General features: G+C 52.5%; 23 protein-coding genes. 13 read left to right on the top strand and 10 right to left on the bottom strand.

The window, feature by feature from the left end; all coding sequences use genetic code 11:
• Nucleotides 1-351: 351 nt before the first annotated feature.
• Nucleotides 352-1,371 carry a transporter gene (locus tag J1779_RS08160; RefSeq protein ID WP_122095141.1) on the top strand — a complete coding sequence of 340 codons (1,020 nt, stop codon included), beginning with the start codon at nucleotides 352-354 and terminating at the stop codon, nucleotides 1,369-1,371.
• A 7-nt stretch (nucleotides 1,372-1,378) separates the two neighbouring features.
• On the opposite strand, the gene J1779_RS08155 is transcribed toward J1779_RS08160, so the two are convergent.
• Nucleotides 1,379-3,076, bottom strand: coding sequence for a chloride channel protein (locus J1779_RS08155; RefSeq protein WP_217203518.1), 1,698 nt, complete (start codon nucleotides 3,074-3,076; stop codon nucleotides 1,379-1,381).
• A gap of 222 nt (nucleotides 3,077-3,298) precedes the next feature.
• Here J1779_RS08155 and J1779_RS08150 point away from each other — a divergent pair, with 222 nt between their 5' ends.
• A complete protein-coding gene (locus J1779_RS08150) occupies nucleotides 3,299-3,766 on the top strand; it encodes a GNAT family N-acetyltransferase (RefSeq protein WP_217203517.1) in 468 nt (155 codons plus the stop codon).
• A gap of 146 nt (nucleotides 3,767-3,912) precedes the next feature.
• Nucleotides 3,913-5,022 carry an AI-2E family transporter gene (locus J1779_RS08145; protein WP_056770133.1) on the top strand — a complete coding sequence of 370 codons (1,110 nt, stop codon included), beginning with the start codon at nucleotides 3,913-3,915 and terminating at the stop codon, nucleotides 5,020-5,022.
• 56 nt (nucleotides 5,023-5,078) lie between these two features.
• Here the strand turns inward: J1779_RS08145 and J1779_RS08140 are convergent, their stop codons facing one another.
• Nucleotides 5,079-6,836: a sensor domain-containing diguanylate cyclase gene (locus tag J1779_RS08140; protein ID WP_217203516.1), complete on the bottom strand. Its 1,758-nt coding sequence runs from the start codon at nucleotides 6,834-6,836 to the stop codon at nucleotides 5,079-5,081.
• Between the two features lie 463 nt (nucleotides 6,837-7,299).
• Here J1779_RS08140 and iraP point away from each other — a divergent pair, with 463 nt between their 5' ends.
• Both iraP and J1779_RS08130 read left to right on the top strand, forming a co-directional pair.
• Nucleotides 7,300-7,647, top strand: a complete 348-nt coding sequence (gene iraP / locus J1779_RS08135; RefSeq protein ID WP_056770126.1) for an anti-adapter protein IraP — start codon at nucleotides 7,300-7,302, stop codon at nucleotides 7,645-7,647.
• Between the two features lie 143 nt (nucleotides 7,648-7,790).
• On the top strand, nucleotides 7,791-8,075 hold the full coding sequence (locus J1779_RS08130; RefSeq protein WP_056770122.1) for an ElaB/YgaM/YqjD family protein: 285 nt from the start codon (nucleotides 7,791-7,793) through the stop codon (nucleotides 8,073-8,075).
• Nucleotides 8,076-8,206: 131 nt separating this feature from the next.
• Here the strand turns inward: J1779_RS08130 and J1779_RS08125 are convergent, their stop codons facing one another.
• Together J1779_RS08125 and J1779_RS08120 are read right to left on the bottom strand one after the other, a co-directional pair.
• Nucleotides 8,207-8,965: a GntR family transcriptional regulator gene (locus J1779_RS08125; protein ID WP_240993868.1), complete on the bottom strand. Its 759-nt coding sequence runs from the start codon at nucleotides 8,963-8,965 to the stop codon at nucleotides 8,207-8,209.
• Nucleotides 8,966-9,107: 142 nt separating this feature from the next.
• Entirely contained in the window at nucleotides 9,108-10,217 is a 1,110-nt protein-coding gene (locus tag J1779_RS08120) for a sugar phosphate isomerase/epimerase family protein (RefSeq protein ID WP_217203515.1), read from the bottom strand.
• 564 nt (nucleotides 10,218-10,781) lie between these two features.
• Here J1779_RS08120 and J1779_RS08115 point away from each other — a divergent pair.
• The 7 genes from J1779_RS08115 to J1779_RS08085 all read left to right on the top strand — a co-directional run bounded on the left by J1779_RS08115 (nucleotide 10,782) and on the right by J1779_RS08085 (nucleotide 17,018).
• Nucleotides 10,782-11,894 (top strand): ABC transporter ATP-binding protein, encoded by a 1,113-nt coding sequence (locus J1779_RS08115; protein ID WP_056770115.1) that lies wholly within the window; start codon nucleotides 10,782-10,784, stop codon nucleotides 11,892-11,894.
• A 25-nt stretch (nucleotides 11,895-11,919) separates the two neighbouring features.
• Complete coding sequence (locus J1779_RS08110; protein WP_122095133.1) at nucleotides 11,920-12,969, top strand: ABC transporter substrate-binding protein; 1,050 nt, start codon at nucleotides 11,920-11,922, stop codon at nucleotides 12,967-12,969.
• A gap of 9 nt (nucleotides 12,970-12,978) precedes the next feature.
• A complete protein-coding gene (locus J1779_RS08105; RefSeq protein ID WP_056770107.1) occupies nucleotides 12,979-13,806 on the top strand; it encodes an ABC transporter permease in 828 nt (275 codons plus the stop codon).
• Nucleotides 13,799-14,620 carry an ABC transporter permease gene (locus tag J1779_RS08100; protein ID WP_217203514.1) on the top strand — a complete coding sequence of 274 codons (822 nt, stop codon included), beginning with the start codon at nucleotides 13,799-13,801 and terminating at the stop codon, nucleotides 14,618-14,620. Before J1779_RS08105 ends, J1779_RS08100 begins: the two co-directional genes overlap by 8 nt.
• Nucleotides 14,621-14,658: 38 nt before the next feature.
• The gene (locus J1779_RS08095; protein ID WP_217203513.1) at nucleotides 14,659-16,083 is read left to right on the top strand and encodes a M24 family metallopeptidase; all 1,425 of its coding nucleotides are present in this window, start codon (nucleotides 14,659-14,661) and stop codon (nucleotides 16,081-16,083) included.
• 1 nt (nucleotide 16,084) lies between these two features.
• On the top strand, nucleotides 16,085-16,741 hold the full coding sequence (locus J1779_RS08090; RefSeq protein ID WP_217203512.1) for a flavin reductase family protein: 657 nt from the start codon (nucleotides 16,085-16,087) through the stop codon (nucleotides 16,739-16,741).
• Between the two features lie 79 nt (nucleotides 16,742-16,820).
• Nucleotides 16,821-17,018: a hypothetical protein gene (locus tag J1779_RS08085; protein WP_136376529.1), complete on the top strand. Its 198-nt coding sequence runs from the start codon at nucleotides 16,821-16,823 to the stop codon at nucleotides 17,016-17,018.
• 246 nt (nucleotides 17,019-17,264) lie between these two features.
• Here the strand turns inward: J1779_RS08085 and J1779_RS08080 are convergent, their stop codons facing one another.
• Nucleotides 17,265-17,537, bottom strand: a complete 273-nt coding sequence (locus tag J1779_RS08080; protein ID WP_217203511.1) for a hypothetical protein — start codon at nucleotides 17,535-17,537, stop codon at nucleotides 17,265-17,267.
• Nucleotides 17,538-17,877: 340 nt separating this feature from the next.
• On the opposite strand from J1779_RS08080, the gene J1779_RS08075 reads away from it, so the two are divergent.
• A complete protein-coding gene (locus tag J1779_RS08075) occupies nucleotides 17,878-18,651 on the top strand; it encodes an acyltransferase (RefSeq protein WP_217203510.1) in 774 nt (257 codons plus the stop codon).
• Between the two features lie 21 nt (nucleotides 18,652-18,672).
• Here J1779_RS08075 and J1779_RS08070 read toward each other — a convergent pair whose 3' ends face one another.
• The 5 genes from J1779_RS08070 to J1779_RS08050 all read right to left on the bottom strand — a co-directional run bounded on the left by J1779_RS08070 (nucleotide 18,673) and on the right by J1779_RS08050 (nucleotide 25,107).
• On the bottom strand, nucleotides 18,673-20,760 hold the full coding sequence (locus tag J1779_RS08070) for a phage tailspike protein (RefSeq protein ID WP_217203509.1): 2,088 nt from the start codon (nucleotides 20,758-20,760) through the stop codon (nucleotides 18,673-18,675).
• 200 nt (nucleotides 20,761-20,960) lie between these two features.
• On the bottom strand, nucleotides 20,961-22,769 hold the full coding sequence (locus tag J1779_RS08065; RefSeq protein WP_217203507.1) for a lytic transglycosylase domain-containing protein: 1,809 nt from the start codon (nucleotides 22,767-22,769) through the stop codon (nucleotides 20,961-20,963).
• Between the two features lie 10 nt (nucleotides 22,770-22,779).
• Nucleotides 22,780-24,066: a phage DNA ejection protein gene (locus J1779_RS08060; RefSeq protein ID WP_217203505.1), complete on the bottom strand. Its 1,287-nt coding sequence runs from the start codon at nucleotides 24,064-24,066 to the stop codon at nucleotides 22,780-22,782.
• A complete protein-coding gene (locus tag J1779_RS08055) occupies nucleotides 24,066-24,731 on the bottom strand; it encodes a DNA transfer protein (RefSeq protein ID WP_217203503.1) in 666 nt (221 codons plus the stop codon). The genes J1779_RS08060 and J1779_RS08055 overlap by 1 nt, the downstream gene beginning before the upstream one ends.
• Nucleotides 24,715-25,107, bottom strand: a complete 393-nt coding sequence (locus J1779_RS08050) for a hypothetical protein (RefSeq protein WP_217203501.1) — start codon at nucleotides 25,105-25,107, stop codon at nucleotides 24,715-24,717. The genes J1779_RS08055 and J1779_RS08050 overlap by 17 nt, the downstream gene beginning before the upstream one ends.
• Nucleotides 25,108-25,112 lie beyond the last annotated feature (5 nt).

Below are 25,112 nucleotides of genomic sequence, written 5' to 3'. Positions count from 1 at the left end.
TTGTCATTATGTGAATGGCGGGGAATACAACTACATTGCTCAAGTTGGCCTCAGGGTATGCACCCCACACGCGCGTCTACTTGATTGCGATCAACGCCGCGTCGTCGTATAAAAATTCACATAACGATAAATACCCCTTAAGAGGTATTCTGCTATTTCTTAATAATTGATTGTTTTTAAACGGGTAATTTCTGAAAAACACCCCAAAAGCCCATCAGGAAGCCGGAGTAGGAAAATTGGGGGTAAGGCGGCGGGAATGTGACGGATTTGTGAAATTAGCGGGTGGCATATTGTATTTGTGCCGATGTCTGGCGTAATGGAGAAACCCGTTTTCTCCGCCAGAAGCCTTTAATGCAGACAGAAAAACCCGTCGTACTCAATTTCAATGATGAAGTCACCGGAATGATTTACGGCTTCGTTTTTCGGCCAAACCGCCCTGCCGAGCGCGTCTCTTCCCAACAGGTTCAGGAAGCCTATCAGCAGATCTGCCATGACCAGGGGTTTGTCTGGATCCACGTCAATCTCAATCACGCCATGGCAGAAAAATGGCTGAAAAAGCATTTTGCGGTCGGGGATGTGTTTTTCGAAGAAATCCGTGAAGGGTCGCGCAGTACGCGCATAGAGCGGGTGGATGACACCTTGCTGGCAGTGCTCAACGACGTGATTTTTCGCCCCGATGAAACCAGTGATGAAGCCTCCACCCTGTGGCTGAGCTGTCATCAGCAACTGGTGGTGACCGCACGCCACAAACCGGTGCGGCTGATCGAGCGGCTGTTTAAACGGCTTGATCACCTGAACATCGGCTCGCCGACCGCGCTGCTGGTGCATCTGCTGGAAGAACAGGAGGAGTTGCTGGAGCAGATCGTCCGCCGCGCCAACCAGTACGTGGACACCATTGAAGAGCGCCTGCTCAGTCATCACGTCAAAAAGAACCGCGCCAGTCTGGGCCGGCTGCGGCGAATGCTGATGCGTTTTCAGCGGTTGCTGGCGCCGGAGCCTACGGCGCTGTTTCGCCTGCTGAACCGCCCTCCCGCGTGGATCGCGCCCGCCGTGGTGCAGGACTTACGTCAGTTTGCCGAAGAATTTTCCGTGGTGCTCAATGATCTGATCGCACTGACCGAGCGGATCCGTTTGCTACAGGAAGAAATCACTTCGCGCCAGATGGAGCAAAGTAACCGCACGCTGTACGTGCTGACGGTGATCACCGTGCTGGCGCTGCCGATCAATATTGTGGCGGGATTTTTTGGCATGAACGTCGGAGGCATTCCGCTCGCCGGCAATCACCACGGTTTTATCCTGCTGGTGGTGATTGTCGGCGTCTGTACCCTGCTGGCGGGCTGGTACGCTTTCAGGCGCAGCGACGAGAACTGAGGCAAAGTTACAGGAAGTGGCTGGCCTTATTTAACAGCGCAGCTTTGGTGATCACACCCAGCAGGCGGCGCGACTGGGCATTTTCCAGTACCGGCAAACGTTCGAGCGGCGACGTGCTGAACATCGCCCACGCCTGTTCGTAGCTGGCCTGCTGGAACAGCGTGGTGAACTCCTGTTCGATAAACCCGTCGATCGGGCTGTCAGATTGCAGGCTGCCATCAATAATGCCGCTCGCCAGCACGTTGGTCGGCACCACGCCGAGGAACCGCTCTTCTCTGTCCACCACGTAAACGTAGCGCGTGCGCTGCTTCAGCCCTTCGCTCACCACCTCGGAGAGTGAGGCGTCCACGTACATTTTCGAGCAGGGCGTCACCAGCGAAGCCACGGTGCTGTACTCAAACTCGTTCTTCGCGAGGAAGCGGGCGTTGTGGCGCGTCAGCACCGGGTAGGTCCCGCCCTCTTTCAGACGCGAGGCAACCACGTAGGAAATCGCCGTCGCCAGCATCAGCGGGAACAACAGCGAGCTGTTGAGGGTCATTTCAAACGCCATCATGATCGACATCAGCGGCGCATGGCTGGTGGCCGCCAGCAGCGCACTCATGCCGATCGCCGCATACAGGCCGACCGGGCCGGGATCAAAGCCCAGCCATTGCAGGAAAGTACACACCAGCGCGCCGCCCGCCGCGCCGATCAACAGTGACGGCGTAAACAGCCCGCCCACCGCGCCAGAGCCGATGGTGATCGCCGTGGCGACAATTTTCAGGATCAGCAAGACCAGCAACGACGTCTGTAAATCGCCGTTGTTGAGGATTAAATCGATCACTTCAAAGCCGTTGCCCAGCACCAGCGGGGAAATAATTGCCACCAGCCCGACACCCAGCCCGCCAAGGCCAAGGCGCAGCGCCGGATGCGAAATGGGTTTCATCCACAGGCGCACTTTGTCGATGGAGGAGATAAACAGCGGCCCGAGCACGCCCGTCGCCGCGCCGATGATCAGCACGGTAATGATCGCGCCAAATGACGGGCTGAAGGTCGCCGAGGAGTAAAGGTAGAGCGGCGCATAATCGGTCAGCGAACGCACGGTAAGCACCGCGACCGAGGCCGAGATAAACAGCGGGATCAGCCGCTGCACCGCCGTCACGCCAAAGGCAATTTCTGCCACAAACAGCGCCCCCGCAAACGGCGCGTGGTACACCGCTGCCAGCCCGCCTGCCGCCGCCATGGCGATGATATCGGACTGATGGACGCCCTTAAAACGCGAGAAGCGCCCGACCAGACTGCCGCTCAGCGCAGAGAGTTGCACCATCGCGCCTTCACGCCCGATCGACCCACCGCTGGCGATACTGGCGAGCGACGACAGCCCGCGCAGCACGGTGCTGACCACCGGAATGCCCGGCAGACGCTGGTCGATCACATCGAGGTAATCCGGCATTTTGCCGTGCTTTTCTTCATGGCGCAGCGCCCACAGCAAAATGAAACCGGCAATAATGCCGCCTGCAGTCGTGATCAGCGGCCAGACCAGCCGGGGGTATTCGTTAAAGGCTTTGGTAATGTCGCTGCCGTCGGCAAACATCAGGCCGTTAATGCCGGATATCGCGCCGCGAAACGCAATGGTGACCAGTGCGGCAACAATCCCGGCGGGGATTGCGATCAGCAGGTTAATCCAGTCACCCTTTTGCAGGGAATCAAATGCTTTCAGGCCCATCAGGTTCTCATTATGGAAAGAGGCTGACGGGGAGAATACCATTTCAGCGTGAGTTTCTCATGCCCGCACTTTGCCGGGTGATTTCACGCTTTCGGTGCCGTCTCAGGGGCCGGAGGGAGATTTTCGGCGGAAAAATAAAGTGCATTTTGAAAGTTGCCCGGTATTCCTATAAAACATCCTCAGTACCTTCAATTCTGATTCCTGTTTAATAAGGGCCACGCCATGATAACCGTTGAGAAAGCAGATTTTTTCTCGCCCGAATCGCAATATTTAATCGAAAAGTTGTCATCAGAACTTGCCGCGATCACCGGTAACAGTGGCAAAAGCCATTTCACGGCAGATTCACTCGAAGAGGAGCGTTCGCTGTGGGTACTGGCAAGAAACCAACAAGGTGAAGCGATTGGTTGTGGAGCGATAAGGCCGTTAACACAACATATCGCCGAACTGAAAAGGATGTTTGCTGACCGAAGTTCACCCGGCATTGGTCAGGCTTTACTCGATTTTCTGGAAACATCCGCAGCACAGCGAGGTTATACCGAACTCTGGCTTGAAACCCGCCACGTTAACGTCAGGGCTGTCCGTTTTTACCTCAAAAATGGCTACGGAAAAATTGAAAATTACGGCCCCTATATTGGCCGGGAAGAGGCAGTCTGTTTCTCGAAAACATTGCTGCCCGCTCATTTGGCATAAATCGCAGGCAACGCCCCCTCCGGCAGAAAAATCCGCCTTCCGCGGGAGGCTGTTGCGCAGATTATCCGCAGCCAGGAACTAATTTTTGCAAAAACGAAGATGCACTCTATGCTTCGTGAGCAACAGAATTATTCAAAGGAATTAAAATGGTGGTTAAAGGTATTTCCAAGGGGTTTTTTCTTACGATTCTGGTCATCGTAACGTTGGCTTTTTTTGATGTTTTACGGCCTTACTACTCTTCCGTTTTATGGGCGATTATTCTGGCAGTGATTTTCAATCCATTAAAAAACCGTCTCAAACTGTACGTCGGCGATCGCAACGGCGTGGTTTCGCTGATCACGGTGTTGATCATTTGTCTTATCGTCTTCACCCCGCTGGCAATTATTATTTCCTCGCTGGCGATTGAGTTCAACGCGGTGTACGTCAAGTTGCAGGGAAATGAAACACAGCTGCCGGTGATCCTGGCGGATGTTATTCATCATCTGCCTCGCTGGGCGCGCCATTTCCTGTCCGATCACGATCTGGACAGCACCACTGAAATTCAGAAGAAGCTGTCTGATGTGGCATTGCAGGGGAGCCAGTATCTGGCGGGCAGCGTTTTCGTTATCGGTAAGAGCACCTTCGGGTTTGCGCTCGGTTTCGTCATCATGCTGTACATCCTGTTCTTCCTGATCAAAGACGGCGCTTATCTGGTGAACCTGACGCTGGCTGCCCTGCCGCTGTCGAGCTACGTGAAACACCATCTGTTCATGAAGTTCGCTGCTGTGGCTCGCGCAACGGTAAAAGGTACGGTGGTGGTGGCTATCGTTCAGGGTGCGCTGGGGGGGATTGCGTTTTACATCGCCGGTCTGGAAGGAAGCCTGCTGTGGGGCGCGCTGATGGCGTTTCTGTCCATCATTCCGGCCGTGGGTTCAGCGATCATCTGGGTACCGGCGGCCATCTATTTCTTTGCTTCCGGCATGCTGTGGAAAGGCATCTTTATTGTGGTGTTCTTCGTGGTGATCATTGGTCTGGTGGATAATATTCTCCGCCCGCTGCTCGTTGGCAAAGACACCAAAATGCCTGACTATCTCATTCTGATCAGTACATTGGGCGGAATGGAAGTGTACGGCATTAACGGATTCGTTATCGGCCCGCTGATTGCGGCGCTGTTTATCGCCTGCTGGAATATTCTTTCCGGGCGCGATCATCGCGATAACATTGAAGAGATTGACGAGGATTTTATCGAAGAAGGTAAAAACCATCCGGGAGCCTGACGGTTCCCGGCACTAATCTGAACATGAGCGGCCTGCGTGCCGCTCATTTTTTTTGCTTATCCCGCCGCCCGCTCTTCACACCAGCGTTCGAACAGATCGGGGTTGAGCGGCATCGAGTAGTAGTAACCCTGCACTTCGTCACACCCCAGCCCGCGTAAAATATCCACCGTCTCCTCGTTTTCCACCCCTTCCGCCAGCACTTCATAATCCAGCTGTTTGAGTAAACGGATAACGTTTCTGACGATCACCAGACTGGCGTGATCGGTAGAAATGGTGCCGACGATGGAGCGGTCGAGTTTGATGGTATCCATGGGAATTTTGCGCAGCACGTTGATGTTGCTGTACCCCGAACCGAAATCGTCGAGTGAAATCTTAAATCCGCGCAGTTTGAGCATTTCGAGCCCGGAAAGCGCATCCGGGCTTTCGAGCATTTTCTCGGTTTCCAGACATTCCACGCTCAGTAATGCCGGCGGCAGCGTGTGGCTGAGCATCTTCTCTTCCAGCGCATCGGCAAAACCAGGGCGGGAGAAATCGCTGGCCGCCAGATTGATGGACACCGGCACCCGCAGGTTTTTGTCGACCCACAGGCTGAGCTGCCGGATAGCGTGCTCGATAACCCAGTCGGTCAGCTCACTCATCAGGCTGGTTTTTTGCACCAGCGGAATAAACTGCCCCGGCATGATCTCGCCGAGCAACGGGTGTTTCCAGCGGATAAGCGCTTCCGCGCCGGTGACTTCGCCGGTGTTGAGGGAGATTTTCGGCTGATAAACCAGGTATAAACCGCTGCGCTCGTGCAGCGCTTTTCTCAGCTCGGCCAGCAGCTGGAAATCATTGCGTTTTTTGTCATCGATGTCGGCGTCATACGTCATGAACCTTTTCTTCTGACTGATCGCCTCATGCAGAGCACTGACCGCCCTGCGCAGAATTTCCGCCGGATTGAGCTGCGGGGAGAATTCACCGGAATCACCGATATGAATGTCCAGATTAAGCGGGATCTGATTATTCAGGCTGGCCTGCGTGCCGGTGAGCTTTTCACTGATCGTTTGCAGGCAAGGGGTATCGCTGTCTTTAAGGAAGAAGGCGTAACGCCCGACGGCGACTGCGTATAACAACCCGTCAAGTTTCAGGCGGGCTTTCAGTTGCAGCGCCATATCCTGCAGCAGGCTTTCCACCGCGCCCATCCCCATGGAACGTGCAACTTCATAGGCAAAGGCAATATCCAGACAGTCGATAATGACCAGCGTGCTGTCCGCACCGTTGAGGTAGGACATATCCCGCAGCAAACGCTGGCGGTTAGGCAGCAACGTTACAATATCGACGTAACCGACCGCATGCCAGGTTTCCAGAAACACGGACATCAGCTCGGCAATTTTCTCAAACGTTTCGATTTGCTCATGGGTAAACTCGCGCGCCTCGCTGTCCAGTACGCACAGCGTGCCGACGATCACCCCTTCACGCGTGCGCAGCGGACATCCGCCGTAGAAGCGGATATAGGGGGCTTCGTGAACCAGGCGGTAATGCATAAAGGTTTCATCCTGCAGCGTATCGTTGCAGATGAGGGTTTGTTCGCTGCGAATGGTGTGTGCGCAAAACGCATCGCTCAGGCTGGTTTCAGTAAAAGGAACGTTCTGGGCTGATTTAACAAATTGTTTTTCATCATCTAAAACGGACACAAAACACATCGGCACATTGAGCAAGCGACAGGCAAGAAAGGTGTATTTTTGCAGCGTCTCGTCACGGCCTCTGTCATCTGCCTTAAGAGCATCGATCGCCGCATGCCTTTTTGCTTCATTGTTACTTAAATTGGTCAGCATGGTTACACTCTTAAAATCAGAAATTTTTCTAATAATATTCTTATACCCTTTGGCGAACACACTCGACCAGTACTGGATCCACGTGGATCCAGAGGGATAAAAGCCGTTAATTTTATTTAATTCAGCGGGGAAACTGTTAAGAAAAGCCAATCTTTCCGCTTTTGACACGCGGCAATGCAAGGTTAATGAATACAAGTAAAATAACAAGGAAAATGCCGAAATACTCACATTTCGCGCTTCTGCAGCGCTTGTCCTTATGCATGTCGTGGATTATCTGTTTTAGTATGTGCTAGCCTGCTGTGAGAAATCTGATGTGTCGGGAATAAGATTTTCCTGCCCCGCCAAACAGACTCTTCAAAAAATGATTAACTTATTGATTATCTGAATATTACAGACAGTCGTTGAACCAGGCGAAGAAATAACGAGCGGGTAACACTTCTCTCTCTGTAGGAGCCATAACAAAATGAAAAACATTATATTAAGCATGATCGCCAAAATCTCCCGGATGGAAGCAGACGCTAAACAACTGACTGCACAGGTAGAAGCGCAGTCACTTCTTTTAAGCGCACTGTTTTTAACGGTGGGTAAAAATGGCGGTCCGCAGGAAATTATTGAGAGCGTAAATAAAGCCATTAATTCCGTGCTCGACTCGGACGATGACGCAATTAAATCCGACGCTTCACTTTTATTCGAGCAATTTCAGGCAATTATTTCGACCACACGCTTAATTGATCAGGCCGACCCGGAACTGAATGCTGAAGCACTGAACACGCTGAACGGCACCAGCCCGGATGCTGTTACTGAATCATAACATTTGATTGCACACGCAGCCCCTGTTTTGCTCACACGTTTGGCATCCGGGCTGCGTTCAGAAAATTCTCGGAATGTGCCCCGGTGAGTGCAAGGACAGAGATTCCCTACTACGCTTTAAGTCTGCAAACAAAGGAGAATACGATGTCATCACAAGATTACGATAAAGACCTGAACAAAGACGCAAACCGTCTGGCTGATAAAGTTGAAAACAAAGCCAATGAATTTGCCGGTGAAGCGCAGAAGCAATTCGGCAACTTTGTTGACTCGCCAAAGCATCAGATTGAAGGCGCTGCCCGTAAGTTGTCCGGACAGGCAAGTGAGGCCCTCTCCGGCGTGGCTGACAAGGTGAAAGATAACCCGCTGTCTGGTCTTATCGCCGCAGGTGCCATTGGTGTTGTGCTGGGTTTACTGCTTGGCCGTAAGTAATAAGTTATAAGCCGTAAGTCGTAAAACTTACGCCTCAGGGCCGGGAAACCGGCCCTGATAAAAATCCGGAGACTTCAGGTTTCCGGATTTTTTTTTGCGTGCAACCGGGGGGAGAGGCAAAGCAATCAGGCTCAGGAGAAATTTTCCAGCACTGACAGGAAGGAGTGTCTGTCGCCATGCCCCTCGGTGAGGCGCACGCGCCCTTCGATATCGGCAAGATGGTGATCCATCAGCTGCCGGGCTTTGTTCAGATCTTTTTCTTTCAGCGCCGCCACAATCATGCGGTGATGATCCGCCCCGCAGTCGTCTTTTCTTTTTTCTTCATACAGCGACATCACCAGCGAAAGCCGCGCCACGATTTTAGCCAGCATTTCCGTCAGCACAGGATTTCCCGCCAGCTCTGCCAGCACAATGTGAAACTTGCCGGAGAGCACGGTTTTGGATTTTTCGTCGCCGTGAGAATGGGTGTGCTCTTCTTCGTCTGCCAGTTTCTCCAGCGCGCTGAGCTGTTCAGGCGTCGCGCGCTCAATCACGAATTCCAGCAACAGCGCTTCAATTCTGCGGCGCGCCTCAAACAGATTTTTGGCTTCTTCAATGCCCGGTTCGGCCACGAACGTGCCCCGGTTCCTTTTGCGCTCCAGAAGATGATCGCTTTCCAGCACCCCCAGCGCGCCGCGCACCACGGTGCGGCTGACGCCAAAATGATCGGCAATCGCTTCTTCGAGTATTTTGGTGCCGGGGGTCAGCGCGCCCTCGCCGATCGCCGCCGCCAGGGTGGCGCGAATACGTTCGGACACATCGTCATTGCTGTCCGACTGGGTCACCGGTTTTTTGGCCGATGTTGCGGCTTTGCGAACCGGTACGCGCGGTTTGCGGGTTGTCTTTTCCACATCTGACCTCTTCTGGGATAAATTCGCAGTAACTGATGATGTTGTAATTATCTCGATAATAATATTGATTCGCCAATACACAATAGCCACGTGCAACCGGCAGCAGTGGCATTGCGTGGCGATCGGCCCGCCACAAACCGCTTTATGACGCCTGCAACGGGATCCCTTTTTCGGCACACAGGGAGCGGATGTGGTGTGCAGATTTTTTGATGAAATGCACTGCCTCGCTGAAACCGTAAGATTGCTGTTCATAGGCCGGGTAGCCATAGTTCAGGGTTTCATAGGTTTCCCAGTCTGCGATTTCACCGGCTTTCACCCTCCGCTCAAACACATCCACCATCGATAAATACGCCTCAAGCTCATGTGGCGACAAATCCGGATGACCGGCGCGCCACAGCGGATCGTCGAGCTGAATACACTGACGCGGATTGGCCAGACGGCGGTTGTCATCTGTCGACTGGGCGATTTCCAGCGAGAGATTCAGCGTCGGGTTGACCTTCGCCAGAACCGGCAGTATCGCGGCAAAATCGACGATGCCCTCGCCGCACGGGCGCGGCTGGAAGTCAAAACCGCCCGGCGCTCTTCCCACATAAGCATCTTTGATGTGCGTCTGACGGACATAAGGCGCCAGTCGCTGCGTAGCCAGCAGCGGATGTTCACCGCGTTGCAGCATATTTGCCGTATCGAGCACCACGCCCACGCAGTCCTCACCCACCGCTTCTATCAGACGTAAGATCTCGAAAGAGGTGATTTCGTCATGCGTTTCGATATTCATATGAACACCACAGGCACGCGCCGCCGGTGCGAGTTTTCGCAACACGTTTTCGATGCCCAGCAATTGTTCGTCCCAGGTGACATCTGTCCGAAAGCGGTCCACGGCCAGCCGCCCGCGATAGGCGGGTTTAAAATTGCCCGGCGACACCCACAATTCCCGGCAGCCGTTTTCGGCGCTGACTTCAATCATCCTGATCAACCCGGCGATAATGTCCCCGCCCCCTGCCGCACGCAGCTCGGGGGATTCAGCACTGCAATAGGGGTTAATTTTCCCCAGCCCGCTTTCCAGATACAGCCCCAGATCATCGGCTTTTGCGCGGATATCACGCAGCAACCCCCTGTCGAGATCAGGGCTCATATCTAAAACGCTACTGAAGAAGATGCCCTCCAGCCCCAGCGCTTTTACGTGATCCAGACTCGCCAGCGGTCCGCGTTTTTTCACTTCGGGTAATTTCAGCCCGTCAATGCCCAGTCTCATTCATAACTCCTAAACAGTGTGGAACGACCTGTCATGCGCTGCAAGGGTCATGCCAGCACGGGTAAAAAGGCCGTGACCATAAGTTCATCTCACTGATTTAATGCGGTTTTAGGGTGAAATTAATATTATTATAAACTTTCGTATACTTTTACGAATCACAAACACTCTACTAAAGATCAACTTACGCAGCGGGTTCCGGTGATGCTGCAAAATCCCAATAAATTATTAACCCACTGAAAAAGAAGGTTTTTCATTCTTTTCCTCTTTTTGGCCGGGAACAACGCTGTTATCAGAGCGCTCCCGTTTTGTTTGTTTATTGCACCATCACGACCCGTTTATCGCACCAAAATGGCGAAAACAGACTGAAAACTAATATTCGAATATTTCGTATTATATTTGTAATTATTAATATTCGGATATTAAAAATTAATTATCACTTTACATTCAATGTATTAAAAAACTTTCCTGCTTAAAAATTCATACTGGCATGCCGTTTGCTCTTTCCTTTTCCATGCACCACAACCCAAAACCGTCCATGACTGCGACGTAGGATCAGGAAGCAATATGTCAGATATGCAAAACAGCGCTGAAACCAAACGCCTGAAAGTTCAGGGTCTTACTCACAGCTACGGCGGGAAAAACGCGATCGACAATGTCTCCTTCAATATTGAAGCCGGAGAGATTGTGGCGCTGCTGGGGCCGAGCGGCTGCGGTAAATCGACGGTACTGCGGGCCATCGCCGGTTTAATCCAGCCGAAAGCGGGTCGCATTGAACTCGGCGGGCAGGATCTCAGCGTCGTCTCGGCCAGAGCGCGCGGCATCGGGATGGTGTTTCAGAATTATGCGTTATTCCCGCACCTCACCGTTGCCGAAAACATCGCTTACCCGCTGGCCTGCCAGCAAGTTTCGCGGGCGGAACGCAAACAGCGCGTGGAGGAAATGCTGGCGCTGGTGAGACTCAGTGATTTTGGTAACCGCCTGCCCCGCGAACTTTCCGGCGGGCAGCAGCAGCGTGTTGCGGTGGCACGCGCCATTGCCGGCCGCCCTTCACTGCTGCTGCTGGATGAGCCTTTTGGTGCGCTGGATCGCGCGCTGCGTTTTGATCTGCAGGTGGAATTGCTGCATCTGCAAAAAACGCTCGGCATCACCACGCTGATCGTTACCCACGATCAGGAAGAAGCGCAGAGTCTGGCTAACCGTCTGGTGCTGATGAACAAAGGTGAAGTGGAACAAATCGACACGCCGATGGCGGTGTATGACACGCCTAAGACGCTGTTCGTCAACACCTTTATCGGGCAAACCAATATGCTGCACGGCACGGTATCGAGCCTCGGCGAGAACACCACGCTGATAAGCCTTGCCAATGAAAAGACGCTGCGCCTGCCGCGCCGTCTGAATTTCACTCAGGGTTCGAAGGTGACCCTCACTTTCCGCCCGGAAGAAGTTCGCCTCACGACCCAACCCAGCGACAGTGCCCAGCCGGTGCGGATGACCGTATCCGTTCCGCTGGGGCCGTCGCTGGTGCATGACCTGGCCTTTGAGGATGGCACCCGTCTGCGGGCGTCGGAACTCAGAGGCCCGTCCACCCGGATCCCGCCACCGGGCGCACAGCTTTTTGCCGAGATCGACACCGCACGGTGCCACGCTTTTCCGGCTGAGCCGGAATTCACACGTTAATCACTGACTATCAGAGGTAGAGACAATGAAGGACTTTGAAATAAGTCGTCGCCGGTTCGGTTATCTTGTGGCGGGAGTAGCGGCATCGACAATGATGCCCTTTTCTCTGCGCGCCGCGGCTGCCAGCAAAAGCAGCGCCGTGGCAGCAACCTTTCCCGGTAACTGGGAAGACGCCTACCGCACCGTAATCACGCCGGTGCTGCAAAAAGAGGGCTACGGACTGACCATCGCGCCGGTCATGGCACAGGATCAGCTGGCAAAAACGCTGGCAAGCCCTGGCCGCCCGCCTTATGACACGTTGCTGATGTCGCCGGGGCAAACAACGATTGCCGTTGAAAAAGACCTGATCCAGAAGATTGACCCTGCCCGCCTGAAAAACTGGGCCTTGCTCGACCCGTCATTTCAGGGGGAATACGGCCCGACGGTGACCATTGAAGTCAACGGCATTGCTTACAATCCCGATCTGGTTCCGCGCCCCAAAGGTTACCGGGATCTGTTTGAAAATCCGGCTTACAAAGGGCTGGTGTCGTGGACCGGTTTTGAGTCGAACACTGCCGTCATGGCGTATACCGAGATCGCGAAAATCTTTGGTTCCGGTGCGCAGGACATGCAGGCAGTATTCGATCTGTTCAAAAAGCACCCCGAGCAACTTAAGGCGATCGTCGACAGCACCAACCATCAGATGACGCTATTTCAGCAGGGAGAGATCGCGGTCTTCATGTGCAGCACCAACAACGTTGCCCGCCTGAAAAGTCTGGGAATGAACGCCGAGTTTGTGCATCCGGAAACCGGCTCTCCGGCGGCACCGGTCAATATCCACCTGACCAAAGGCGCCGCGAATCTGGATGCGGCTTACGCCTACATGGACGCGGCCATTTCACAGAGCGTTCAGCAGCAGCTGATGCAACCGCCCACCGACATGTTCCCGACCAACCGGACGGTGGCACTGACCCCGGCGATTGCCGCGTACCTGACGCGTGATCAGATCAAAACGCTGGTCTACCCGGACTGGGCGGCCATCAATAAAAACCGTGACAGCTGGATCCGCCAGTTCGATACGCTTGTGGCGGGCTAAGGTGAAAACATGAAGCAGAGCGGCTTTCCCTATGTGATACCGATGCTGGTACTTTCGGTGGTGTTTTTCGCCACGCCGCTGGCGGTACTGGTCGGATACAGTTTCGCCGGTGCCGGTGGCATGACCCTCAGCCACTACGGCCAGTTTTTCGGCGACGCCTTTAATTTTCGCGTCCTGATTAACACGGCCCGTCTTGGCATCGAAACGGTGATCGGCACCACCTTGCTCGGCGTTCCCGTGGCTCTGCTTTACTGGCACAGCGGCAAGAATGTGCGCCAGGCGATCGTCTTTCTGACGCTCATTCCCATGCTGACCAGCAACGTGGTACGCACGTTTGCCTGGATAGTCATCCTCGGGCGTCAGGGGCCGATCAGCCAGACGCTGTTCTCACTGGGCATTACCGACGTGCCCACCAGCCTGATGTTCACCGAACTGGGGCTGGTGATGGCGATGTGCCAGATTGATTTACCGCTGATCATCCTGCCGCTGATTGCCGTGCTTTCGCGCACGCCTTATCAGCTGACGGAAGCCGCTCAGGTTTCCGGCGCCGGTTCCTGGCGCATTCTGTTTACCCTGCTGGTGCCACTGATGCTGCCGGGGCTGCTGGCCGGCTGGATCCTGGTGTTCGCCAGCACCAGCAGTTCGTTCGTGACTCAGGCGGTGATCGGCGGTGCGCGTAACGTGTACGTACCGCAGCTGATTTACCGCGAAGTGGGGACGCTGTTCAACTGGCCGCTGGCCTCCGCCATTGCCGTGGTGCTGCTGCTGACCACCGGCTGTCTGCTGGTCGCACTGACCATGATTTCACGCCACAGGAGACTGGTCGGCCATGCATAAACATCGCGAAAACCCGCTTCCGTCTTTGCTGTATAAGATTTTTGTTTTCGGCTTTGGCACGCTGTGCGTCATCTATCTGGTGGCGCCGATCGTGATCGCCCTGATGATGTCGTTCACCTCGGGGCAGACGCTGAAGTATCCGCCGCAGGGCTTTTCCCTGCGCTGGTATGAAGCGCTGCTCGACCCGGTGAAATCGGCAACGGAGCACATTGCGGCCTGGAACTCGCTGAACATTGCCGGTCTGGCGGTGGCTGGCGCGCTGCTGTTTGCGGTGCCTGCCACCATCGGTATGACCCGCATGAAACGCCGCAGCGTCAATACGCTCGAGCCTTTGCTGCTGGCACCGCTGGTTCTGCCAAGCCTGGTTTATGGGCTGGCAGCGCTGATCGTCGCCAATTTTATCGGCTTCCCGCCTTCTCTCTGGCTGACCGTGACCGGGCACGTGGTGGTGTTCGGGCCGCTGATGTACCGCGCGGTGTCGGTGGTTGCACAGGGCATGAATCCATCGCTTGCCGAAGCCTCGACAACCCTGGGCGCCAGCTGGTTTATGACGCTGCGACGCGTCACGCTGCCGCTGCTGACGCCGGGCATCCTGGCCGGTGCCTTTTTGGTGTTTATCCAGTCGCTGGATAACGTCACAGTGTCACTTTTTCTGGCTGACGCGCGCACCACCGTTCTGCCGTTGCGCATGTTTGCGCTTATCGAAGAATCACTCGACGTCCGCGTGGCGGCAATGTCAGGAATATTGATCGCCGTGACATTGCTCGGCCTGCTCGTTGCCCGGCGGGTGCTGACCCCTGCGCGACAGCCTTAACACGCCATTTCCATGATCTTATTTGAAAGGAACACCCTATGAATACTCGTGCGACACCTGCCGCTGGCTATCGCATCGGGTCGTTGCTGGCCGGTTTCGAGCCAGATTTCGACTTCTCCGCCCCGTTGCCTCTTCCGCTGGAGGAGTTTGAGGAGCGCCTGCGCAAAATCAGACGTCAGGCCGTTGAGGCCGGGCACGATGCGATCGTCGTTCATGCCGGCAGCGTGGGCTGGTTCCATGCCTCTAATGCCTACCTGCGCTACATTTGCGACTGGATGCGCGAAGGGGTCCTGATTATCCCGACGGACTCAGATAAACCGCTGACCCTGCTATCATTCTTCACCCAGTCGGTACTGCTGCCGCCGGGCGGTGAGCCTCTGCTGGTGGAAGATATCTGGCAGATTGGTCCGGTGGGCCGCGAGTATGCCGATCGCCCTGGCGATGCGGTGTTAAACACGGCAGAAAAGTGCGCAGACATCCTTTCACGGCTGGGCATGAAGAATGCACAAATTGGCAGGATCGGCGACCGGACCTCCCTCACCTTTTGGGCCGCCCTCAGCGCGCGGTTACCCGGCTGTCAGTTCGTTGCCGACAACGCCATTCTCGACCGGCTGCAAAAAGTCAGGTCACCCCGTGAAATTGAGATGTTCCGCGCCGCGGCGCAGTTGATCAGCATCGGCACTCAGGCGGCTTATCACGTCGCCAGACCCGGCGTGACCGATCACGAAATCTTCGCCGCGTTTACCGCCGCACAAATGGCTTTTGGCGGCGAAACCGGCGACGGCTATCAGATTGGCATTAATGAATTTGGTACGCACTGCGGAAAACCTTACGGCCACGTCGTCCGTCCCGGTGATCTGATTAATCTGTACATTTCGAACGTCACCTGGCGGGGATATACCGCGCAGACGGCGCGTATGATCGCCGTCGGCGAGATCACCTCGCGCCAGGAAGAGGTGCTGGCCGCCTGCACACAAGGCGTTAAGCGTGCCGAGCAGCTGATAAAACCCGGCGCACTGATGCGGGACATTAACAATGCCGCGTTTGGCCCGATGATAGAGCGCGGCATGCTGACGTCACCGGAAGCGCGCACCATGCCTTACAACTGGTCGCCGGAGTCAGACGGTTCCGCAAGACTTATTCCGCGTCAGTATGTGCGTGATATCGACTGGGAAGCGCAGGGTCGGACACTGATGCACGTTTATCCGGCGACGCACGGTCCGCACAATCCTAATCTCGGCCATTCCGTTGGCATGGCGGGCGCGCAAAACAGTTTTAATATTTCATCTCATAACTACGATCGCCTGGAAGAAGGCATGGTGTTTGTGCTGCACGCCCAATGGCTGGAACCGCTGTCCGCCGGATGTAATATCGGCGATTGCTACGTCGTCACCCGGGACGGGTTTGAGAACCTCAGCCGTCATACCCCGCTTGAGACACATCGCATAAAAACCGGAGCCTGAGATGAACAGCAAGACATCCCATACCTATTTTGATTTTGCGACGCTGACTGAGAGGGAACGCTACAAAATTTTGATCGGCACGGTGATCCCCCGCCCTGTCGCGCTGGTGACGACCCTGAGCACAGACGGCATTCCGAATGCGGGACCCTTCAGTTTTTTCAATGTGCTCACTCACGATCCGGCAATTGTGGCGATTGGCGTGGAGAATTATGCCGACATGCGCTTTAAAGACACGGCGCGCAATATTCGTGAAACCGGTGAGTTTACCGTGCACATTGTCGACGATGCGCTGGTCAGCCAGATGGAAATCTGTGCCATCAAATTTGGTCCGCAGGTCAATGAACTTGATGAGGCAGGGCTTGAGACAACGCCCGGTGAACGGGTGCGCAGCCCGCGTATTCTCGCCGCACCGGCCGCGCTGGAGTGTCGGCGGCATACCATTTTGCAGGTGGGCGCCGCCCGTGAAATTATTCTGGGCGAAGTGGTAGGGGTTTATGTGCGCAGTGATGCCGTGAACCCGGAGAATTTACACATCGACCAGAAACTGATGGATGCGGTCGGTCGCATGGGTGGCAACACCTATTGCAGAACGCGGGAGCAGTTCGATGTAAAAACCCTCACCCCGGAACAATGGGAGGCGCGCAGGCTGGCAGAATAATCGGGGAAATATGCCAAATCCTAATGAATTGACTCACATAGGCTATCATTAAGGTTTAGCTGAGAATGAGGAAACAACCATGACTCCAGTTGCCAGTTACACCGGTGCCGCAGTGTTTGTCCTGATTGGGATAGTGATGATCGTCATATTGTTCCGAAATCACAGAAGCAAGAATAACAGCAAGTTCCTGACGCCCGGCAATTGCCTGTTATCGGCTCTGGCGGTGGTGTCGTTCGTGATTGCCATCATCTTTGTGGGATCGTCGTCAGCCATGTGACGGCACAGTGATGCGGCGGCTTGCCGCATCGCTTTCCATCTGCAGTTCACTTCAGATGATTACTTCAGACAGTTACTTCGCCCAGCTTGGCTTGTTCAGGATAGGCGGCTGCCGTAAACCGAAGTGACATGAAGTAAGTTTTAATCACGGTTGAAACAGAGTATTACCGCAAACTGAAACGCTGCTTGTCACGTAGTAACATCGGTTTGCGGTAATTTTTTGCCCCGAATATGCCCCCTGCTCATTTCACTCACTCTTCAGCATGAAGTTATCCAGGCTGTCATCAAACTTCATGATGTCTTTCTGCTGCCCCGCGATTGTCTGCAACATCTCCATCCCATACCTCAGTGACACCGGCTCCTCGATCACGAAGCCAAACCAGTCATCATATGCCTGACCCAGCCAATAACCGCCACCGTGCTCTTTCAGGCGCTGGAAGAAGACGTACTTGCCCGGCTCTATGCGATCACGTGTCTCGCCGCGGTACACGATATCAAAACCCAAATCCTTCTTAGCCATAACAACCTCACAAACACTGTTCATGAATACAGTATAATCACATTTCATCCATCGATAACAACGATCGATTACAGTTTTATGATCGGTAATACCCATTGGTAATTTGTGGTGATTGGGCAGAAGATCGCCAAAACTTTGAGAGCAAAGAACATTATGAAGATTATGCTGATTGTGCTCATCGCCCTGGCGATTTTGGTCGGTCTGGTTTGTTGGGTAATGAAGTCAGGAACTGACGATTCTTCTAATGACTATTAATTCAGTCAGTATTGTTTGCATACATCTTTTGTAGTTTGTACATTCATTTAAAATTCTATGAAGCATAAATGGAGCAAACTACTGAATGGAAACAACCCTTCAGAAATATCATGATGAAAATGGGAACTCTATAGCCTATTCCGGTGAAGAGCTGGCGGGAGTAAAGGTTGTTTTTTTAGGAAAAAACAACACATTGATCGTTTCCGACATCACCCGGATTAAAAAAGCCACCATCTCTTTCGATTGCAACAATGCAACTTGTTCTATAGGAAACAGTACCTTCACTGGATTTGTTCGGCTTGGCGAAGACTGCGAGGTAGTTATCGCGGACAAGGTAACTACTGCCGGACATTGCTACATTTCTACTGCGGAGGGTTCCAAGGTGCACATCGGGGAAGACTCAATGATTGCCAAGGGTGTGGAGCTTAGATCTGATGATGCCCATGCTTTTTTTGATGTGAATACAGACAATAGACTGAACCCATGCCAAAACATAACAATCGGTGAGCACGTATGGATAGGTGCCTTCTCATCACTTCTTGGCGGGGCTGATGTTGGACAAGGAAGTATTATTGGATATCGTAGTTTATTAAAAAACAAGATATCCAATAACGTCCTCGCGGTTGGGCATCCAGCAAGAGTAATAAAAAAGGATATTGCATGGGAGAGGCCCCATCTTACTCAGAGCCCCCCATTTTATAAGCCGGAGGTCTTAAAAAAATCTAAATACTGGAATAGGACTAAGTCTGGAGTTGTAGCCTCACGAGAATCTTTAGAGCCTGTCGAGTTCATTGGATTTCTTAGTAGACTGAAAGCCTCTCTCACCATCATGATTTCAGGTAGGACAAAATTTAAATAGCACGCCCTTTTAGGGCGTTTTTTATTTCGCCACCCATCCTGCCGATGAAGTTCCGCTCTCCTTGACATACAAAGTAGTTAATGCGCCACCATCCTGCCGGGTGTATATAGAGCCTACAGGAGCCCCAACTGCATTTGCGCTTGATGATGGAAGTCCGGTATCGCCGAATATAATAACCGAGCTATTTCCTGTGCCTTGGTTGTTATGGGTAGCTGCGGTACCGAATGACTGGTTGCCAGAGAATAGTATGTTAACGCAGGTGCTGGTTGCGGCAATTCCCACCCCAGGCTTGTTAGCTGCCCCGCCATCTCTGACCTGATTATTGCTTACATTGACATTTGCTGCTGCTGCGTCGACGCGTATTCCGTTGTGCGTGGTATCTGCACTAGATGCGCCAATTATTATATTATTCGATACATTTACATTTTTGCATGCGGCATTTACATGCACCCCGTTCAAAGAAATATTCCTTAATAGATTACCAGCAATAATGATGTCATATGTAAGTCCGGTGCTAATGAATAATGTAGCATCTGTTTCTGCTATCCAGATTCCGCTACTAGTACCATCATTGTACTGATTGTTAGATACTACGGTCTTGTTAACGAATCGACCGGCAAAAAATCCGTTACCTCCCGATGCTACATTACCAGTTACGGTAAGGCCGGAGCACCAGCGTGCATCTATTGCAGCAGAAAGATCTTCTGTCATTACCATTGTGTTGTTTGACACAACAATATCTTCGTGAAAAGCATCTGATGCGTCCGTATAAGGGTATGTAGGGGCAGCTAAAAGAACTGGGCTCCTTACTCCGTCAAAATTATTTCCTATAATCCGACCCCTTCTTGACCCCTGAGGTTTAACTGAGTTTGGAAATGGAGTCACATGAATGCCACGCGCAGTTCCACCTATAAATGTACAACCAGAAATAAGATAATCATTCCAGTTAAAAACCCTGACACCTGCAAAAAGCATGTTTTCAAATCTTGAATTGATGATCTTAATATTCTTATCTTGATTTCCATATGCATTTGCGTGGTTACCAACTCCAGCCCCCCAGGAACCAAAACCGGATACTGGGTTGCTAGGGTTGGGTCCAAAGTAACAGTTGTCTACTGTTACATTTATGTTTGGCAGGTAACTACCCGTTGAGTCGAATCCTGGGTCTAATTGTATTGCTTCTGAATATGTGCGATCCACAAGAGGCTTGAATCCTAAAAACTTACAATCCCGCACAACCACATCACGGCAATCCGCAAGGTCAATAGCGTGGAAGTCAACCACATCTAAGAACGTTGTCCTTTGGAACGTAATTCCTCGAGCGCTCGTTACCGCAAAAATGTCGAATGATTCGGTAGGATAGGTTTGACCTCCTCCATCAATCGTGCCGCCAAATACGCCAATGTTGTTAGCAGACGATGGATTAACTCTGAAAAACACTCCGCCGCTGTAGTTTTTCTTTAGGACAACTCCCTCTCCTAAATTAATTTTCACATTAGAAAGTAGAGTTAACTCTGAACTAAATAGATAGGTTCCAGATACGGTTACGTTTAGCGAACCACCTCCTTTAGATGAAAGGTGGTTAATTAGTGATTGCATCGCTAGCTGTGTATCTGTGCCGTCTGGGTCGCCACCCTTTATATGAGCTAGGTTAACTTCAAGAGAATTAAAAGCATGCTGGGTCATTTCTTTGGCATGTTCTATAGGCTGCTTGACAGCTACTAGTGCATCACCTTGCCCATCAGAATAGCTAGAAAGTCTTTGTTGGAACTGATCCGGGTCGTATTTAAGAATGTTTGGAAAATAGAATTGCTGAACCCCGATGAAATCATAAATAGCCATGCTGTGACCTTCAATGGTCACAAATTTTGATACCTGCCCTAGATAAACAGGATACCCCCCCGCGTTAATCAATATAGGCTGATTAACTGGTACGTGAGATCCATCCTCATTCTCTAAATAAACCTGAATCCTGTTTGTAGGTATTGTTGGGTCTGTGTCAATCTTACCAATATAAATCTTCCCGTTCGCGGCAGCTTTGAATGACCGAGCCAGCGTGAACAACTGAGATGGCATGGAAACAACAACGTTCGGAATAATGTCGGCCATTCTTAAACTCCAGGTATGGGTTAACCCCACAAGGCATGGCTTGTGGTGCTATTATTTAGGCAATAAAAAATACCCGCAGAGGCGGGTTGTTAATTAACGAGGTGGCTTATGTTTTTTCTGCAATGCTTGGCAATAGCTTTTGTTATCTGGATGTTCGCCGATTCTTTTTACGATGCATGGCGTCAGGGTAAGAATAAACGTTAATCTTTTGCACCCTGAGCTGTTGCCGTGAGCGCTCTGTTTACAACCTCAAGGTTTTTCTCAAATGCAGATGAACCTTTAGGCGTGTTGGCTAGTCGCAGCATCGCCGTTCTTACTGGCTGGCTTTCGTATGCCCTCGCCAATCCGCCGTATCCAGCAAAAGCCGTGGTTGCTACGCCGCCAGTACCGAGAATGTCAGCCGCAGCCGCTGTTGGAGCACCAAACTGAAGGAGTTCTTGCCCGGTTGGTGTTACTGCTCCAGCTCTCGCAGCACGGCGTGTTGAATCAAGGTAGTTTGTCAGACCCTTCAGGTATTGCTGGTCGGCACCCTTAAACAAAATCCCCGTCTGTGATCCGAGTCGATTAACCTCATTGAGGAATTTATCCGGGCTACCACCTGACTTTTCGTAAGCCTTCCCGATCACCGCCGTTCTCGCAGCTGAACGACCCTTACTATCAAGGGAAGCGTAGAGTTGGCGAACCTCACTTGGCTTTTTGCTGAACAGCAGGTTATTAACCACCTCTGGCGTTAAATCACCCTTCTGCAATACGTTCTTCAGTCTGGTGTTGTTAACCATCTGAGCTTCGTTTGCATATGCAGCGTTGGCTTGTCGATATCTGTTCGCTGTGGCTGCGCCGAGATTTGTTGAAACGGCATTGTCTAAATCACCTGTCAGCGCGGAATACACCCTATTCACTGATGCTTCAGACCTTGTAGGCCACACCACTCGCTCTCCCTTAACGTCTTGCCTAAACTGCGTACGCAGACTGCGAAGCTGATTAAAGTCTGCTGCTCCCGCCAATTCATCTCGGTAGGCCTGCAACTTAGAAATGGTTTGCGTGTCGGCTACCTTTCCTAGCTTGGAAAGGTTAGCAATCTCAGTATCCAGCGTAGTTAAAGCCGTTGTTGGCGTTACAGCGCCGACGGAAGACATTTGATTCTGGATATCTGAGAGCCTATTCCCTGCAGCCTGTTTGACCTTATTGGTCTGACGGCGGAGGCTTTGCACGATCTCATCTGGCTGAACATCACCAAACTTCTCGGCATAATCCTGAACCAGTTGGCTTCGAGCATTCTGCTGAGCACGGCGAGGGGCACCGGTTCCGGTGATTGGTATCTTTTCACCAAGAGCCTGCGCAGAGCGGCCAGCAAATGTGCCAGGTGGAACTACGTCAGAAGTCATTAGCGGCAAGTCGTTGGCTTCTGCGAATTCTGTTGCCGCTTTGGCTTCTGGGGACAGAGTGCCTTTCGCCGCACGATATCCGGCGCCCACCGCATTAGTTAATCCACGAGTCACACCACTCAACGCTGCAGATGTCGCTAAATCGGTAGCCAACTTCTCAGGGTCATTACTGTTGCTGTTTTCGGCCAGAACGCCGACCGCATTCTCTGCCGCAAGATTGGCTAATCTAGCCCCACCGGATGCCGCCCTTCCTGCTGGGTTGATTAAGTAAGGCAGCGCATTGGCAGCCACCCGACCAGCAGTGGTCTGTGGCTGCATTTGCTCAGGAAGTTGGAATCGAGATGCCGGGGTATACGTACCATCCCCCATGCCTAGCTTATTACCAAGCCACGCACCGGCGCTAACGACGGCATCCCCTACTTCAGGAATGATATTCGCGGTGTTTACTGCGGCCTGAGCAATTGATTTCCCAGCCTCAGTTACTCCTTGAGCCATCTGACCTATAACCCCTTCATCATTGACCAGAGATTTATCTGCCCCATCAAACTGGTCGAAAAAGTTAGAGTCTTGCTGTGGCTGCGTTACGGCCTGACCTTCGTCAAACTGGTCAAAGAAATTAGCCATTAGTTACCCCTCAAGGCAAGTAGCCATATTTAGACCTGAACTGCTCAGCAAGAGCTGGATTTCCCTGCAGCGCCTGAACAGCTGCTGCCGGAGCCCGTTGTTGTGCTGGCTGAGACTGCTGAGAAACCTGCGGCCGCGGTGGGTCTTGATAGTTATACTGTTTCTTGACTGTATTGAGTTTGCTATCAAGGGTGTCTTTAATTTTGGCTGCCGATGATCTAAATGCGGCCTCGCTCATTTTCGGGCTCAATGCCCCTACCGCATCAGATAGTTTCTTACCCTCTGCATCTGACAGGGCACCCATTCCTTTTAATGAAGCAACCATTGGCAGGAAGGTTTGAGCTTTAAAGGTGTCGAGTTGAGCCTCAAAGTTTGCCGCATCACTTCCTGGTATCGTGGGGATAGCTGACCGAATACCAACTGCTTTCGTTAATCCTGGGCTTTTAGTGATTGTGTCTAGAGAATCCAGCGCAGTAGTGAAAGTATCGACAGCTCCCTGAGCCGTGGCTTGTTTATCTGCTTTCGCTTGTGTTGCTGTGGCTCTAGCCGCTTCTTGCCTGAGGCGTAAATCCTGAAGTTTTACCTCATTTGTCTCGCGCGAAATCTGACGATCCAAGTTTTTATCGAGCAACTCAGAGCGTTTAATCTCCCGGTCGAGAGCTGAGTTCTGCGCGCTTATATTCTGCCCTCTCAGGGTGATATCTTGCCCTCTGGCCGTCAGACCTTCATTGGCCTGATTGCTTCGCACAGTTTCTGCTAATTTGTTCTGGTCGTTACGAACATCGAACTGCTTATCTACCGGCAGCGTGGATAGCATCGAGGCATTAAGTAGTCCGCCGAATTGCTGGGGATCACTCTGGAACATTTGCATTGCTTGCTCTGGCTGAACCCCAATACTGCTAAGTGCCGGAGCCCCGCTCTGGATGGCTGCTTGCACTTGCTGCGGATCACCACTTGAATATGCAACCTGAATGCGTCCAAGAGCTTTATTCACAAAGGCTGCATGAGTTGCGTCTTGAATCCCGATCTCCTGCTGAATATTCTGGGCGAACTCAGGAAACTGTTTGCGAAGAGCGGGCAACTGGTCTGGCGTTGCGGTACTGATGGCATCGTAGAATTGCGACTTTCGCTGATTCTCAATCTGCGCCTGCTGATTCTGCATTTGCTGACTGGCTACCTGTTGCTGACCTAGTCGGTTCTGAGTCTCCATTAGAGCCTCACGGCGGAAATCAGGAACCATGCTTTCGTAATAGTTAATAGGAGCGCCAAGCCCCTGCAATCCACCTTGCTGAGCCATTAGAATGAACCTCCGCCCATCATGCCGCCGAACATGCTAGTGAATGAGTTAGCATCTTGTGCCGCACCATTCGCCATGCTGCTGTTTGCACTCGCCGCCACCTGATATGGTAGAGCAGCCTTGCCAGCCATAATCTGACCCTTCTGCTGGTACATGCCCGCCATAGTGTTGCCTTGGTTCAACGCCCAGTTGCCCAAGGCATTAGCAGATTCGGCACCCATACCTGATAAGCCCATCAACTGTGAGTACATGTTCTGCTGTTGATTAGTCATGTCAGTCAGGTAGTTCTGCCCAAGGGTTGGGGCAATCGTCGCCAGTCCATTGCTGGTTGCAGTTGAGCCAAGACCGCCAGTGGCCTCTGCACCCGCCAATTGCTGATATCGCGCCTGATTTGCTTGCTGCTGATATTCCTGAGAGTTGAAATAGTTAGTCAGTAGCTGATTTCGGTCGATTGGCTGTCCTGCAATACCTTGAAGTCCTGCAAGGCCGGACTGTCCCGCATCCTGATAGGGAGAAAGCCAACTGGTGGCACTCTCATACCCTTGCCGCTGCTGGTTCATCGCCTTATCTTGGTAATTCTGCTGTTGCTTAGCCGCCTTGCGAGCGCCGATGCCGCCGATGATGCTACTTACCGCTGCACCAGAACCACTAATTGCTCCGCCCATGAAATTCTCCTGGCTCTCGCCACATAATAAAAAAGGAGCCGTAGCTCCCGTCTTTAGTCATCAGTTTTTGCGTGGTTCTGTTACGAAACCCCATCCTGTGCGCAAAGTTGCACACTGCAGGCCGGTCAGGAAGGATGACGAGACGAAGCTTTAGGTGACCTATCTCACCCAGCAGTTCCGATCCTGCTTCCCTGCAATGCTTTCTGTGTTCTTTGTCCATGGCAATGTGGACATCAACGAATCCATCCTGTTGAACCAAAGCAAATACGCCCGAGTCATTCCATTTTACGTACTCAGCTCCGGGGTCTTCCCATGATTCCACGCCCCACAGGCGCATTAATTCCTGCCCGGTGAGAGCATCAATTTGTGTGAGCATGGGAA

The sequence above is a fragment of the Rahnella rivi genome, assembly GCF_019049655.1.
In the GTDB taxonomy this organism is placed as follows: Bacteria; Pseudomonadota; Gammaproteobacteria; order Enterobacterales; family Enterobacteriaceae; genus Rahnella; species Rahnella rivi.
The sequence above is the reverse complement of the archived record's forward strand: the minus strand, read 5'-3'. Positions and strand labels throughout refer to the sequence as shown.

Coding starts and splice junctions, on each gene's coding strand:
- J1779_RS08115 (WP_056770115.1), top strand. CDS start 10,782: ATGTCAGATATGCAAAACAGCGCTGAAACCAAACGCCTGAAAGTTCAG.
- J1779_RS08075 (WP_217203510.1), top strand. CDS start 17,878: ATGGAAACAACCCTTCAGAAATATCATGATGAAAATGGGAACTCTATA.
- J1779_RS08060 (WP_217203505.1), bottom strand. CDS start 24,066: ATGGCTCAGCAAGGTGGATTGCAGGGGCTTGGCGCTCCTATTAACTAT.
- J1779_RS08090 (WP_217203512.1), top strand. CDS start 16,085: ATGAACAGCAAGACATCCCATACCTATTTTGATTTTGCGACGCTGACT.
- J1779_RS08085 (WP_136376529.1), top strand. CDS start 16,821: ATGACTCCAGTTGCCAGTTACACCGGTGCCGCAGTGTTTGTCCTGATT.
- J1779_RS08120 (WP_217203515.1), bottom strand. CDS start 10,217: ATGAGACTGGGCATTGACGGGCTGAAATTACCCGAAGTGAAAAAACGC.
- J1779_RS08150 (WP_217203517.1), top strand. CDS start 3,299: ATGATAACCGTTGAGAAAGCAGATTTTTTCTCGCCCGAATCGCAATAT.
- J1779_RS08140 (WP_217203516.1), bottom strand. CDS start 6,836: ATGCTGACCAATTTAAGTAACAATGAAGCAAAAAGGCATGCGGCGATC.
- J1779_RS08065 (WP_217203507.1), bottom strand. CDS start 22,769: ATGGCTAATTTCTTTGACCAGTTTGACGAAGGTCAGGCCGTAACGCAG.
- J1779_RS08110 (WP_122095133.1), top strand. CDS start 11,920: ATGAAGGACTTTGAAATAAGTCGTCGCCGGTTCGGTTATCTTGTGGCG.
- J1779_RS08070 (WP_217203509.1), bottom strand. CDS start 20,760: ATGGCCGACATTATTCCGAACGTTGTTGTTTCCATGCCATCTCAGTTG.
- J1779_RS08145 (WP_056770133.1), top strand. CDS start 3,913: ATGGTGGTTAAAGGTATTTCCAAGGGGTTTTTTCTTACGATTCTGGTC.
- J1779_RS08160 (WP_122095141.1), top strand. CDS start 352: ATGCAGACAGAAAAACCCGTCGTACTCAATTTCAATGATGAAGTCACC.
- J1779_RS08080 (WP_217203511.1), bottom strand. CDS start 17,537: ATGGCTAAGAAGGATTTGGGTTTTGATATCGTGTACCGCGGCGAGACA.
- J1779_RS08105 (WP_056770107.1), top strand. CDS start 12,979: ATGAAGCAGAGCGGCTTTCCCTATGTGATACCGATGCTGGTACTTTCG.
- J1779_RS08095 (WP_217203513.1), top strand. CDS start 14,659: ATGAATACTCGTGCGACACCTGCCGCTGGCTATCGCATCGGGTCGTTG.
- iraP (WP_056770126.1), top strand. CDS start 7,300: ATGAAAAACATTATATTAAGCATGATCGCCAAAATCTCCCGGATGGAA.
- J1779_RS08050 (WP_217203501.1), bottom strand. CDS start 25,107: ATGCTCACACAAATTGATGCTCTCACCGGGCAGGAATTAATGCGCCTG.
- J1779_RS08100 (WP_217203514.1), top strand. CDS start 13,799: ATGCATAAACATCGCGAAAACCCGCTTCCGTCTTTGCTGTATAAGATT.
- J1779_RS08155 (WP_217203518.1), bottom strand. CDS start 3,076: ATGGGCCTGAAAGCATTTGATTCCCTGCAAAAGGGTGACTGGATTAAC.
- J1779_RS08130 (WP_056770122.1), top strand. CDS start 7,791: ATGTCATCACAAGATTACGATAAAGACCTGAACAAAGACGCAAACCGT.
- J1779_RS08055 (WP_217203503.1), bottom strand. CDS start 24,731: ATGGGCGGAGCAATTAGTGGTTCTGGTGCAGCGGTAAGTAGCATCATC.